The 14,153-nt window shown below is 37.8% G+C and carries 10 protein-coding genes; 7 read left to right on the top strand and 3 right to left on the bottom strand.

What is annotated here, in order from left to right:
* Nucleotides 1-22 precede the first annotated feature (22 nt).
* From ACH0AK_RS14015 to ACH0AK_RS13990, 6 genes are read left to right on the top strand one after another with little or no spacing between them, the layout of a single operon-like run.
* Nucleotides 23-847 carry a VirB6/TrbL-like conjugal transfer protein, CD1112 family gene (locus ACH0AK_RS14015; protein WP_023520575.1) on the top strand — a complete coding sequence of 275 codons (825 nt, stop codon included), beginning with the start codon at nucleotides 23-25 and terminating at the stop codon, nucleotides 845-847.
* Nucleotides 848-856: 9 nt separating this feature from the next.
* Nucleotides 857-1,207, top strand: a complete 351-nt coding sequence (locus ACH0AK_RS14010) for a PrgI family protein (RefSeq protein WP_023520574.1) — start codon at nucleotides 857-859, stop codon at nucleotides 1,205-1,207.
* Nucleotides 1,204-3,546, top strand: a complete 2,343-nt coding sequence (locus tag ACH0AK_RS14005) for a VirB4-like conjugal transfer ATPase, CD1110 family (protein WP_023520573.1) — start codon at nucleotides 1,204-1,206, stop codon at nucleotides 3,544-3,546. The genes ACH0AK_RS14010 and ACH0AK_RS14005 overlap by 4 nt, the downstream gene beginning before the upstream one ends.
* Nucleotides 3,547-3,579: 33 nt before the next feature.
* Entirely contained in the window at nucleotides 3,580-6,669 is a 3,090-nt protein-coding gene (locus ACH0AK_RS14000; RefSeq protein WP_226077358.1) for a lysozyme family protein, read from the top strand.
* Nucleotides 6,670-6,728: 59 nt separating this feature from the next.
* Nucleotides 6,729-7,664 (top strand): hypothetical protein, encoded by a 936-nt coding sequence (locus ACH0AK_RS13995; RefSeq protein ID WP_010733911.1) that lies wholly within the window; start codon nucleotides 6,729-6,731, stop codon nucleotides 7,662-7,664.
* Nucleotides 7,665-8,270, top strand: coding sequence for a hypothetical protein (locus ACH0AK_RS13990; protein WP_226077356.1), 606 nt, complete (start codon nucleotides 7,665-7,667; stop codon nucleotides 8,268-8,270).
* 186 nt (nucleotides 8,271-8,456) lie between these two features.
* Here the strand turns inward: ACH0AK_RS13990 and menA are convergent, their stop codons facing one another.
* The 3 genes from menA to pplA form a co-directional block, all read right to left on the bottom strand.
* Nucleotides 8,457-9,410, bottom strand: a complete 954-nt coding sequence (menA, locus tag ACH0AK_RS13985; RefSeq protein ID WP_010733913.1) for a 1,4-dihydroxy-2-naphthoate polyprenyltransferase — start codon at nucleotides 9,408-9,410, stop codon at nucleotides 8,457-8,459.
* Nucleotides 9,411-9,422: 12 nt separating this feature from the next.
* Nucleotides 9,423-10,520, bottom strand: coding sequence for an FAD:protein FMN transferase (locus ACH0AK_RS13980; RefSeq protein WP_010733914.1), 1,098 nt, complete (start codon nucleotides 10,518-10,520; stop codon nucleotides 9,423-9,425).
* A gap of 230 nt (nucleotides 10,521-10,750) precedes the next feature.
* Nucleotides 10,751-11,704, bottom strand: a complete 954-nt coding sequence (gene pplA / locus ACH0AK_RS13975; protein WP_153830620.1) for an extracellular electron transfer flavoprotein PplA — start codon at nucleotides 11,702-11,704, stop codon at nucleotides 10,751-10,753.
* A gap of 305 nt (nucleotides 11,705-12,009) precedes the next feature.
* Between pplA and ACH0AK_RS13970 the strand changes: the two genes are divergently transcribed.
* Nucleotides 12,010-13,941 carry an NAD(P)/FAD-dependent oxidoreductase gene (locus ACH0AK_RS13970; RefSeq protein ID WP_019722800.1) on the top strand — a complete coding sequence of 644 codons (1,932 nt, stop codon included), beginning with the start codon at nucleotides 12,010-12,012 and terminating at the stop codon, nucleotides 13,939-13,941.
* The last annotated feature ends 212 nt before the right edge of the window (nucleotides 13,942-14,153 follow it).

Genomic DNA, 14,153 nt, shown 5'->3' with positions numbered 1-14,153 from the left:
AAGAAGAGTAGGAGTATAGTATATGGAATCTGCAATTATGACCATCTTTGATCAAATCATGACATTTCTTAATGGGGACGATCTAAAAAATATTTTAGGAATGGATTTACGAAGTTACATATATGATGCCTACAGTTTAGTGGAACGACTACAGCAACACGTAGTTGGGCCACTTGCTTTATCCATTCTAGCAATTTTTATTCTATTAGAGTTTCAAAAAATCTCAACGAAAGTTGAAGGTGCAGGTGGAGCTCCCATGTTAGGATTTGAGATGATTATCAAAGCATTGATCAAATTCGTCATTTGTTACATAGTTATTTTAAGAATTCAAGACATTTTAGATGGTATGGTTATCATTGCTGGCAATTTAACCACTAGGATTTTAACGGTTGGAAATGCATCAGCTGTAAGAGATACAGCTGATGCAGTGAGACAGGCGGTCTCTCAACTAAGTTGGTGGTCACAATTAGTTGTACTACTCGTGATGTGTATCCTGTTTTTAGCATCCCTTGTTGTTCGCGTATTGGTTCAAGTAACTATTTATCTTCGTTTTTTGGAGATGTATATATTTTGTGCAATGGCACCAATTCCGATGAGTGCCTTACCAAGCCAAGAGTTTTCAGTGATGAGCAAGGGGTTCTTCAAGAATTTCGCTGCCCTCGGTCTGCAGGGCACATTCATCGCGTTAGTACTGGTGATTTATCCGACGATCTTCCATCGTATTATGGAAGAAGTTGGTTCAGGTATTTTTGGAATTATTTTAGGTTTGACAGTTTACATGATTGCTTTATTACTTTCTGTAAATAAAACTAAAGGATGGGCAAAAACATTGATGTCAGCATCGTAAGGAGGAACTATGGCAGTTGAGGTAAAGATACCAAAGGATATTAAAGAATATAAAGAAAAGGTAATTGCGGGAATGAATTTAAAGCAGCTGCTTTGTTTAGCTATTGCAGCTGGAGTAAATGTCTTGATCAGTTTGATTTTCATTGCAGGATTAAAGATTCCTATGGAAATCACAAGTTGGTTGATGATTCTTTCATCCATTCCAATCGTTTCATTTGGCTGGTTTAAAAGAAATGGCTTGACATTTGATATCTATCTTAAACAATTTTTCAAATACCACGTGGCACCAGGGACACGAAAAAAGAAGCCTAAGGAAGAAATGAATAAAGAAATTGAAGATGTAGGCGGGCAAGAAACATGATGAAGTTAAAAGCGCTCAAAGCGTTAAAACCAACTAAAAAACCAAAAGATGAGGAAAAAGAATTTATTAGCAAACCTAAATCGAAGAAGAAAGAGGAGATTGATCCTTTCAGAGATACGTTTAGATTTGAAGAGATTTATGAAAGTGGTATTTGTAAAATCGATGAATTTACCTATTCATTGACGCTTGAGTTACAAGATATCAATTATCAATTATCTTCTGACGATCATCAAATTGAAATTTTCTCTCAATACTGCGACTTTTTAAATTCATTGAGTAGTAAAACAAAGTTGCAACTCACTGTTTATAAAAAGAAACGACCGCTTGCTGATTTGCAATCGGTTCTTTATTACAAGGCAAAAAATGATTTCCTCGATTCATATCGTGAGGAAATGAATCAAGTCATTTCAAGGAAATTAGATGAAGAAAAAAATGGTTTCAAAAAAACGATCTTATTTACTTTTGTGCAGAAACATCCTACGTTGGAGATCGCGCAAAAAGAATTAGAGATGGTAGCAGATCGTTTTGAAATGTTTGCTAGTCGCTTAGGCAGTCAAGCAAAAAAGGTAGAAAAAATAAAATTATTACATATGATTTCCGAAATCTTATTAACGAATGACAAGACGGTTAAAACAGAAGTCGATGAGGTACTACCTGAAGTCATGGAATTTAAAGAAAACAAAAACTACGTAAAAATCGATGATCACTATGCAAAAACATTATATTTACAAGAATACCCTTCTGAATTATCAGATACGTTTCTTTTTGAAATGTTAGAAATCCCTCGTGAAATTGTTGTATCTTTACATATTGAACCAATGGATCAAGATGAAGCCTTTGATTTAGTGAAGACAAAATTGGCTTTTATGGAACAACAAAAAGTGGATGAGCAGAAGAAGGCGTTACAAAGTGGGTATGACTTTGAGATGCTCTCTTATGAACTCTCTTACTCACTAACAGAGGCTAAAGGTTTGGTGGATGATCTCCAAAATAGGGGACAAAAATTATACGCGATAACAGGATCTGTCTATTTCCATTCACCAACGAAAGAAAAATTGGCTGAAGTCCATGATGAAATAAACTCAGTGTCTCGTCGCTTTGGATTTAAACTCATTGAATTGGAGTTCATGCAAGAAAATGGCTTAAATGCGACATTACCGTTAGGAATCAATGCGATTCCATTAGATCGAACACTTTCAACAGCCAGTACCGCCATTTTTATCCCATTCACGATTTCGGATTTGATTCAAGAAAATGGGAAGTATTATGGTGTCAATGCGATCTCAAAAAATATTCTTTCTCTCGATCGAAAATTATTAAAAGCACCAAATGGATTTGTTCTAGGAACACCAGGTTCTGGTAAAAGTTTCTCAGTCAAACGCGAAATCGTTAATGTACTGCTACGCGATGCAGATGATGAAGTCATCATTATTGATCCTGAGCGTGAATATTCTGTCATTGGACAAAATTTCAATGGTGAGATCATCAAAATCTCTAGTGATTCACCGACAACGATCAATCCAATGGATATCAATGAGAACTACGGAGATGATACTGATCCGGTCGTGTTAAAATCAGAGTTTTTGATTTCGTTATTTGATCTGATTATTGGTGGGGCATTGGGGCTAAGTTCGGCACAAAAAACGTTGATTGACCGTGTTTGTCGTCGAACGTATGAAGTGTTGAATGACCGTACGCCTACCTTCATTGACTTTTATAATATTTTAAAAGAACAAGAAGAAGAAGAAGCCAAGCAATTGGTAATGGATCTAGAAATCTATATCGAAGGAAGTTTGTCGGTCTTCTCTGCAGAGACGAATGTCGACATTACCAAACGTTTAGTGATTTATGATATTAAGGATCTAGGAAAACAATTGAAAACGATGGGGATGCTAATTGTTTTAGACCAAGTATGGAATCGCATCACGACTAACCGTGAACGAGGTGTTCGCACGTGGTTGTATATTGATGAAATGCAGCTTTTGTTTACGAATGAATATTCTGAGAATTACTTCTTTGAGCTGTGGAGTCGTGCACGAAAATGGGGAGCGATCCCGACTGGCATTACCCAGAACGTTGAAACCTTACTATTGTCGGATTTAGCTCGACGGATGTTATCAAATAGCGATTTTATCATGATGTTGAATCAAGCAAAATCAGACCGTACACAGTTAGTTAGACTGTTTGATATTTCAGAAGAACAAGAAAAATACGTAGTGAACTCTCCAGAAGGGTATGGTCTTATGGTGTTTGGGGATACAACGTTGCCCTTTTATGATCATTTCCCTAAAGATACACAGCTCTATAAGATGATGTCAACAAAACCTGGAGAAACTTGATAGGTATACGGATACGGGAAAGGAAACAGGAAAGTGGCTGATTCAAAAATTTTAGACAAGAACAGGGCAGGTAAGAATGCTACAACTACTAGTACAAATAATAAAAAAATGGTAGTAAGAAGTAGCAAACTATCTTTAAAAAAAGATAATTCTATCAGTACTTCTCGAAGAAAAAAACTGTTGAAGTTATTGAAGGGGAACAATCCTCGTATCAAAAGAAAATCCCAGCAAATAATTTTTCAGAGAAAACAAAGCAAAAACGATAAAAATAATGTGAATCAGGAACCTTTAGATAGCACGAATAAAAGCCAACCGGTCAACACTCAGAGCATTAGTCGACGACAAAGAATTCGAGAAAGTCGAAGAGATGAACTAAAGCAACAGCAACATGATTTAATGATGCGCCCTAATAAAGTCGATACAACCATCGCTTCTGCTCCTGTGACTAATAACGACACAGAACAAAAAAACGAAAAAACGAATACTCAAGTATTTTTGAATAGAAAAAACCGTCAGGAAAAAATTCGTAACCAACGAAAAAAAAGTAACACTTACAAAGGATATATCAGTAAAGTAAAACTAGAAAAGCAACAAGGACAACAAGAAAAAATTAGCACTAACACAACAAACTTACGTCATAAAAATCAAAAAAGAGCTTTGCATCTTTCTAAAAATGAACAGCTTGAAAAAAAGAAAAGAAACAATAAGCGAAAAGAAGGAAAAAAGAAGGTTGCAGCTAAAAGGAATATGCGGGCCAAATTAGATAATATGTTGAAAGATCAAATTTCGCCTAAAAATCCTTTTAAAAATAAAATCAAAGACTTAATTATCGATAAGGTTGGGCGAGATGAAGAGGGTAATTTGAATTTAGTTGGTATGCTTATCACCATGCTTATTATTCTAAAGTTACCTATCTTATTGAAATTGATCGTAATCATCTTGATTGTTGCAGTGGTCATTGCGATCATTTCGATCTTCGTTTCTTTTTGGACAACGATTTTAAGTTTATTTGTCGTAAAAACAGAGTCGATGATGATTACCGAAGCATACAACTATGTCACGTGGTTAGATACTTATAAAAACAAAGAGGTATATGATACGTACAATCGACTAGTTGATGATCCGGAGCATGATGAGGTCTATTTTGAAGTAAACGGGATAGAATCTGATCCAGAGCAATTTATGTATGTATCCAATGGAGATAACTATATCTACTACTTAAATGCAAAGTTTGAAGATTATGATATCGATAATACTGCCATTGTTACCTATCGAAAAAGAGTGGCTGAAAAAACAGGTGTCTGGATTCCATGGTCAGCGAGGGATAACACATATGCTGTTTTTCATGACGCACCACACCCATTATCACCTGAACCTATCAAAGTATTCACTGTAAAAGATGAAATCCATGCATTACATGACATGGTCTACAACTACACGACCGTCATTGAAAAAGACAAAGAAGTTGAAACTGTTGTGATAACGGTGGATAAAGAAACAGGTGAAGAGCATACAGAAGTAAAACGTGAGAAAAAAAATGTTGCTACCGTCAAAATCAATGTCCAAACAATTGGTGAAATGTTTGACTCGGATCCTGAAGTAGGAGTCTATGTGGCTAGGCGTTATTCAAGGGATGATGATTACTATGGACGAGTCATTGCTTTTGATGAAGATGAAGTAGATAAATATTACCCAATCATGGAGAAAGATCGCTTTGAAGATAAAATTTTCATGGCTAATCCATTTGGTAAGATGAACTACGCAAACGTGGTGGATAATTTTGGCTATCGTCGACGTAATCCCAATACCCAACATTACGAAATCGCTTTGGAAGCAGAACCTGGAACACCTGTTTATGCCACCACCTTTGAAACAGTGGAAAGTATCAACTATAGTTATCAGGCTGGTCATACAGATGGTTCAGCGCCTGTAACGACAGCAATAGAAACGGATACAGGTCTATATTATGCGTATTATGTCAATATTGATCCAGTAGTGAGGCCAGGCAGAACCTTAGAAGCAGGTGATTTGATTGGCTATACAAGAAATCAGTTTGATGGGAATTTATTAGTTGCAATGAAAGAATATCGCTTCTGGCATAAAGATCCTGATGTTTATCCAGCGATCTACATCAATAATTTAGTCTTTAGTACGGATACCAACTTAGCCTATATGCGTAATGGTGGCGGGTTACATGGGAATCTGATCAATCCCCCATTAGCAGTTACTAAATGGCAAAACAGAGTTGCGGAACAAACGAGCAAACATGGCATTGAAGCATTTACTAATGCCATTTTATCCATGATATGGGTAGAATCTGGTGGAAATGAAGCCATTCAGCCAGATATCATGAATGCGCAACTGGCACTATCATCTCCAGACCGAATCACTACGCCAGAGGAATCGATTGAAAAAGGCGTCGAATATTTTGCTTATCTGCTCAAAAAAGCACAAAGCAATAATCTGAATGGTCTGGCAGCGGTTCAAGCCTATAATTATGGCGAAGCGTATCTTGATGATCTGATCAAACGAAATGCGCCTTATTCCTTTGAAGATGCGCGCTTGTATGCGCAAATGAAAAGTAATAATCAAACCATTCCGTTCAATCATATCGTCGCGCAAGGATTGGGCTATAACTGGCGATACATCTTTGGCAATATGTTTTATACCGCCATGGTCACAAGAAATATCATGGCAGATACAGGCAGATTAGCTGAGCTTGCTAGAAGAGAACTTGGTAACCCGAATGGTGAGAAGTATTGGCGATGGGCTGGATTCAACAATCGAATGGAGTGGTCAGCTGTATTTGTTTCGTGGATAGCGAATGAAGCGGGATACTTGGAACAAGGACGAGTATTGAATACAGCAAATGTTCTTGATATGAAAGAATGGTTTGAGGCGAATGATAAGTTCAAAACATATGATGAAAATTATGTTCCTCAATCTGGTGATCTTGTATTTTTTGACTGGACTGGTGGAAGAACAGGAAAAGATCATGTAGGAATCGTTGAATATTCTGGCGGAAATATTATTCAGGTCATCGAAGGTAACTCTGACAATCTAGTAAGAAGAAGAACTTACGCCATTGGAAGTAATGTTATTTCAGGATATGGCCTGCCATAAGAAGATAACACTGAAAATAATTGACAGATGGTTTAGAGGATATCTTGAAAGGAGGAAGTATGTTAAAAAATTTTTTAGAAACAGAGTCAGGTAAAAAAATAATTATCGGACTTGGATTGTTTGTTGCTGTGGTTGCTGGACTCGTAGGGTATTCATTAATGAATACTGCACAAGAAAATACAGGTAAATCAACAGACTCAACGACAGAAGAACAAGCAACAACAGAGTCAAGAGATCGTTTTAACGCAACGATCTACAGTGGCACCTGGTATTCTAATCTACCAGATGATACAGAAATCGTATTAGCAACTGATGGAACCTATAAAGTCTCCAGTGATTGGTTTGAGTCAGGGACCTATTATTTAAATACAAGTGGTCAGGTAGTTTTAGAAAACGATAAGAAGCAAACCAAAGAATTTGCCTTACAAACTAAGATGGGAAACACGATCTTATATCGAGAAGATGATGGGGAAGATGTGTATCTTTATCCTACAGAAGAAGTAAAAGCCCAGTTAGAAGCAGAAATTTCTGAGCAGGTTGAAGCCGCACAACGAGCGGTTTCACAAATGTGGATGGATATCTTGATGCAAGGAACATGGGAAAATACGAACAATAGTCGTTCCTTTACATTAGAGTTTGGAGAAGACAAATTTACTCAGAAAAAAATTGAAGAAGGAAGATCAGATGAAGAAGTAACATTTGAGTATCGAATTGTTTCATTTGATACCGATCATGAAGGTGCCAACTTTGTCGTCAATCGAACAGACAGTGGGAATCTACAAAAAACAATCACTTTTAGAATCACTGAAGAAGCGAATCAATACAGGCTGCTTGGAAATGAAGGAAGCTTCCAATGGAACACTCTATTTGAAAAGCCGTATGAATCTGTACAAATGACACAAGATGGGACGAGTCGTTCAGACACCTCAAGAACACAAGAAACCACAGATGAAGAGGGCAATACAGTTATTATAACAGAAAGAGATGTGACCTAAATGAATAACGTAGATAAAGATCCAGAAATCGATAAGCTCGAAAATATTTTTAAAAGAATCTTTCAAAGAGGACCAATTTGGCTCTATAGATTCATAAAAAAAGTTGTTCAATTAGGAATGAAAGTATATCGAAAAGTTCAGGTATTTCGACAAAAACGTAAAGAAGCACGAGAAAATCCAAAAAGTAAAGATCTAAAAGAAAAAGGGATTCTAGCCAGAGCTTGGCATTTCTTGAGACAAAAATACAGAACGTATCAGCAAAATCGTGCAGATAGAAGAGAAAAGTTAATAGATAAAGAGTCAAAAGATAAGGGAACTTTATCTAAAGCCTGGAACTCTATTAAGCGGAAACTTGTTATCAGTAGAGACCATCTGACCAGAGAACAGGGGACTGCCTCATTGTCCCATGGACGAAGTTCAGCTGAAAAGCCCTTACTATCTAGAAGTAATTCAGCTGAAAAAGGCGGCACTCCAGATGGAAAGCCAAGACTATCCGCAATGACGAATAGAGCGAATAGACAAGCAAAACTACACAATGATGCATTAAGAACTCAGGGATTGACAAGAAATCCACTAGCAAAAGGTACACCATTACCAACGAGATAGTCTGTAGATCTAGAGAAAGAGGTCGGGAAAGAAGTGTTCAGTCTCGAGAAATAAGGCGCCATCCACGAAAATTGTTTTTCAAATTTTTGTGGATGGCGCCTTATTTCCGATGAGGTTACTTCTGTTCTCGCCGTTTATTCGGTTTTAGGTGGTACAAGAGGACTAATGTCCCAGACACTTTTATGTCTATAGTTGATTGAGAAGAATCGTTGCGAATAAACCAAGTGCATAACTACTGTTGAACAAAATCATATTTTTGATTGAATAGCTAAAACTGATAGGCTGCGGCAGACTCTCTTTGAATAGCTGAAGATTAAGATATATTTTTGGTAAAGTCAAGAAAGCCAGAAGGATCGGCCATTGAAAAATACCACTGATCAGACCTATTAAAAGAATCAGATAGCACGCATACATCAAAAGTTGAAAAAGCATGATACCGATGGGACGACCAATGTAGAAAACTAACGTGTACCGATGATTTTCAATATCTCGCTCCAAATCGCGTAAATTATTCGCTAACATAATATTGGCTATCGTAAAAACAAGTGGGAGTGCTGCCAGAAAGATGGCGGCTACAGCCCAGATATTGCCAGATAAATTGAAGGTGCCAGTTGCTAAAGACAGGGTTAAATCAAATAGATCGCTGCGATGAGTGTTGATATAGATGACCATCGTAAAGATCCCTAAACCCATGGTAAAACCGCTGAAAATCTCTCCTAATGGCATACGTGATAAAGGGATAGGACCAAAAGTATAAAAAATCCCAATAAAACAACAAATCATCCCCATCAGCAACAATAACCAACCAGTCCGCAATGTCAGTAATATACCGATGACTAAGACAAAAGCAATCATCCCTAAAATCATGTTTCGTACGAGTTTTGGTGAAATACCAGTCCGTCCAATGACGTTCTCTTCGTATTTATAAATTTCCGAATGTGCTTTTTCATAATCCATATAGTTATTGATTGCGGTAGTTGCTAAGTCAAAGACAAGCATACCAATAAAAAACAGTAAAGTGTTCAGCCACTGTATTTCGTGAAAAAAAGCGATAGAGAATAAAACCCCTATCGCAAAAGGAAATACACTAGCGACCTTCGTACGTAGTTCAACTACTTCTAAAAAGATTTTTAGTGTCATATCAGTTACTCCTTAGTTTAATTCAGAACGATCGCCCATAGTATATTTTGAATCTTCAGCGAGTTTGAAAGTATCTTTGATTGGATCTGTCACATAGACCTTATCATCTTTTGTCACAAAAATCGCCTCAGTTCCATCATTCAGTTTATCCTCGATGTACGCCAAGCCATCTTTGACACCCATGGCGAAGACCGCAGTAGATAGTCCGTCTCCATCAATGGATTGATCGGTGATGATCGTGACACCAGCGATGTCGTTGTCAAAAGGATAGCCGGTTTTAGGGTCGAACAAGTGATGATATTTCACGCCATCAACTTCCAAGTAGCGCTCATAGATTCCAGATGTGACCAATGTTTTATTTCGTTCTTTGATCGAGCCGAGGATCGTTCCACGGGCAAGATTCGGATCTTGGATACCGACTGTCCAATCTTGATCTTCTCCTCTAGGACTGTGTCCAAGAACATAGACATTCCCACCTAGATCGACGATCGCCGTCGTTACATCATGGTCTTTCAAGACTTTGACGACTTCATCAGTGATGAATCCTTTCGCAATGGCACCTAGGTCAAGGATCATGCCTTTTTCTTGCAAGTAAACAGTCTTTTCTTCATCATTGAATTGGACTTTATGATAATCCACTAACTTCAATGCTTCATCGATTTCTGCTTGTGATGGTTTACGTGCATCGTCAAAGCCGATACGCCATAATTGTGTGATTGGACCGATTGCCATATCAAAGCCTCCATGAGAGTCCTCGCTGTACTCATACGCACGTTTTAATAAACGGTACACATCGTCAGATACTTTGACTGGTTTGATTCCTGCTTGTTGATTGATTTCATCAACTTCGGAGCCGCTTTGATTGATCGTGATTTTATCGCCTAACTCTTTGACTCGGTCAAAAGCAGGTTTTAATACGTCTTCTTTCCCTTCATCGTAGATACGGATACGAACGTAAGTACCAAGCAAAAATTGTTCGTCTGTGTAAGGGTCAGAAAGCAGTGAAGTGTTGTTCTCTTGTTTTCCTTCAGTTGTTTGATCTGTGCTGCAACCCGCAATGGTCAGTAGGCACAAGAGCAAGACAAAAGGAAGTAATCGTTTCTTCAACATCTATTCCTCATTTCTTTTTATCTATTTCATGTTCCGCATAAAGAGAAATCTCTAAGCGAAATCAAAAGTAAGTTCATGCTTTGTATTCTAATATAATCTGGCAGGAATGAACATCTTTTTTTCGGGGGGATATGGCGTTTGCAGGGATAGCACAGAAAAAGAGATGTGACAGTTGCCACATCTCCAAAAGGATTATCGTAAAGGCAGATGAGCCTTCTGTTAGACAAAGTTTATTTTGTCACAATGTTATCGACTTCAATTGTTTGTGTATCGCCTTTTTCAGCAGCATTGACTAATTGTTGTGCATACATGATGAATGAATGTGCACTGTGAGTTGCGCCAGTTACTACTTCTACATCTGCTGGAGAACCATCTTCTTCGCCCATTGCTGAAACAAGTTCATCGTTTAATTCTGGGATGTAAGTTTGAGGGTCAGTACCAGATTTTTCTTTCATCTTTTCGTTGTACTCTGTATCATCTTGTTTTGATTTGCCATCTGCATCGATGTAATCAAAGTTTGATTCAGTGACTTTGCCATCTGCAACTGTCAATTCAAATTGCACACGATAGCCATTTGAATAGTTTTTCTCTTCTAACTTGTATGTGCCGTCTTTAAGTTCTGCACCATTATCGATTTCGATCGTTTCAGTGTTACCCGCTTGAGCCGCTTGGATCAATTGTTGTGCGTAGTTTTGGAAACTTTCTGATGAATGTGTCGCACCAGTCACAACTTCTACACCACTTGCGCTTTGTGCGCTTAGCAACTGTTCATTTAATTCAGGAATGAATGTTTCTGGATTTGTACCAGCTTTTGCTTTCATGTTTTCGTTGTATTCAGCATCATCCATTTTAGATTTGCCATCTTCGTTCACATTGTCATAATTAGACTCAGTGATCTTGCCGTCTTTTACGACCATTTCAAAAACTGAACGGTAACCATTAGAGTAGTTTTTTTCTTCTAACTTGTATGTACCGTCTTGTAATTCTCCACCAGCAACGATTTCTTTAGTTGATTCTGTTGTACTAGTTTCTGTTGTACTAGTTTCTGTTGTAGAAGATTGTGCAGTAGAAGTAGAAGAAGATGTACTACTTGAACTATCATTGTTATCTGATCCACAAGCTCCTAGCATCAATGTTGAGAATGCTAATACAGCAAACCCCGTAACAAACCGATTTTTCTTCATTTTTTAACCCCGCCATTTCATTTTTTGTCCACAAATTCCTTGTGATTCATTATACATTCTAATGGATATCATCAATAAGTCAACCGTTTTACAAAAATAACGACAGTGATTTAATTGAGCGTTTTCTTTCTGGAAATTTCGTGAAAAACAGGCGTTTTTATTGTAATAAAAAAAACATAAAAAGGTGTTAGACAAATATACAAAACATCTATATAATGTATAAAGATTGTGTAATCATTATCAAATTGAAAAAACGATCAACTATTAATAATTTATATAGATGAAAAATAAGGAGCGGATATTCAATGACAAAGCAAAATATTGTCGTTGTGGGTGCTGGTTATGCGGGTGTTTCAGCTACAAAACACTTAGCGAAGAAACTGAAAAAAGAAGACGTAACAATCACATTGATTGATCGTCATTCGTACCACACGATGATGACAGAACTTCACGAAGTTGCAGGCGGACGTGTGGAACCAGAGGCGATCCAGTACGATTTACAACGATTATTTGCAAGACAAAAAAATGTAGATCTAGTGACTGATACAGTAATTGGCATCGACAAAGAGAAAAAAATCGTCAAAACCAAATTAGGCGCTTATCCATTCGATCAATTGATTTTAGGTATGGGTGGTGAACCAAATGATTTTGGTACACCAGGTGTTAAAGAAAATGGCTTTACTCTTTGGTCATTTGAAGATTCCGTTAAGATCCGTAAGCACATTGAGAAAACGGTCGAAAAAGCAGCATTAGAACCAGACGAAAAATTGCGTAAGGCAATGTTAACGTTTGTTGTATGTGGTTCTGGGTTTACGGGAATCGAAATGATCGGTGAGTTAGTGGATTGGAAAGATCGTTTAGCCAAAGACTACAAACTAGATGCAAATGAGATTACACTAATGGTTGTTGAAGCAATGCCAACGATTTTGAATATGTTGGATCGTAATGATGCAGCCAAAGCAGAACGTTATTTAAATAAAAAGAATGTTGAGCTATTGTTGAATGCGCCAATCGTTGAAGTCGCTCCTGACCATATCAAATTAAAAGACGGTCGTGAAGTGCCTACGCATACCTTGATTTGGACAGCAGGTGTTAAAGGAACAACCGATGCGGCTGATTTCGGATTAGAGACTGCACGTGGCCAACGTTTAGTAGCAAACGAATATATGCAAGCAAAAGGCTATGAAGAACAAAATATCTACATCATTGGTGATTTAGTGTATTACGAAGAATTCCCTAATACACCAACACCACAAATCGTTCAAGCCGCAGAACAAACCGGTCATACAGCTGCAGCGAATATCGTGGCTTCGATCAAAGGTGGCGAGAAACATAAATTTAAAGGGAACTACCAAGGATTTATGGTTTCTGTCGGCGCCAAATGGGGTGTAGCGAACTTATTTGACAAGATCCATTTAAGTGGCTTTTTAGCAATTATCATGAAGCATATCGTCAACTTGAAATATTTCTTTGATATCCGTTCAGGTTATTATATGTTCCAATATATGATGCACGAATTCTTCCATATCAAAGATGATCGCAATGTGACTCGTGGACATTCTTCTCGTTACGGCAATGTTTTATGGAGCGTCCCATTACGAATCTTCTACGGTCTCGTTTGGTTAGTTGAAGCTTCTAAGAAAATGATTGGTAACGGTGAAGTATTAAAACCAAGTACTTGGTTTGGTGAAGGTTCATGGTTTACTGGTAACAGTGTGTTCCCTTGGACTTGGGAATACAATGTAGCAGATGTAGCAAGTGGTGCTTCAGCAGCAGGTGATGCAACAACAGCTGCGAGCGGTGCAGGTGCAACAACTGGAGAAGCAGCAACACAAGCGGCACATTTTGGCTTGAGCTACGCATATGGTGAAGAACCAATGGCAGTGATCGATAAATCACCAGACTGGTTCAACAGCATCATGCAAGTCATCATGCCAAATAACGATGTAGCGATGTTCTTCCAAAAATTCATGGTCTTCTTTGAAATCGCGTTAGCGTTAGCATTGATTGCCGGTTTATTCACTTGGTTATGTAGTGCAACAACGATTGTTTTAGTTATCACATTCTGTATTTCTGGTATGTTCTACTGGGTAAACATCTGGTTCATCTTTGTGGCGTTTGCCTTGATGAATGGTTCAGGTCGTGCGATCGGTTTGGATCGTTGGGTGATTCCTTGGTTACAGAAAACACTCGGTAATTGGTGGTACGGGAAACCAAAGGCACGTTACGGCGAATAGAGAAAGTTAACAATTCAAATAATCCAAATGATTTTAGCAACTAAAATCATGATATGAGAAGAAATAAGGAGGAGCTTGGGGTGTGCAAACATTCCAAGCTCATCTTTTTCTTAAATAGGTTCGTATAAAGATGATGAATCGCTCAAATCCTTGAATTAGCTGTGTTGTGCCTCTCATTCACAACCTTCGTTATTCATGGTAAAATTGGAGCA

Source organism: Enterococcus pernyi, assembly GCF_045371165.1.
Taxonomy (GTDB): Bacteria; Bacillota; Bacilli; order Lactobacillales; family Enterococcaceae; genus Enterococcus_B; species Enterococcus_B pernyi.
This window is presented reverse-complemented; position numbering and strand designations above follow the sequence as displayed.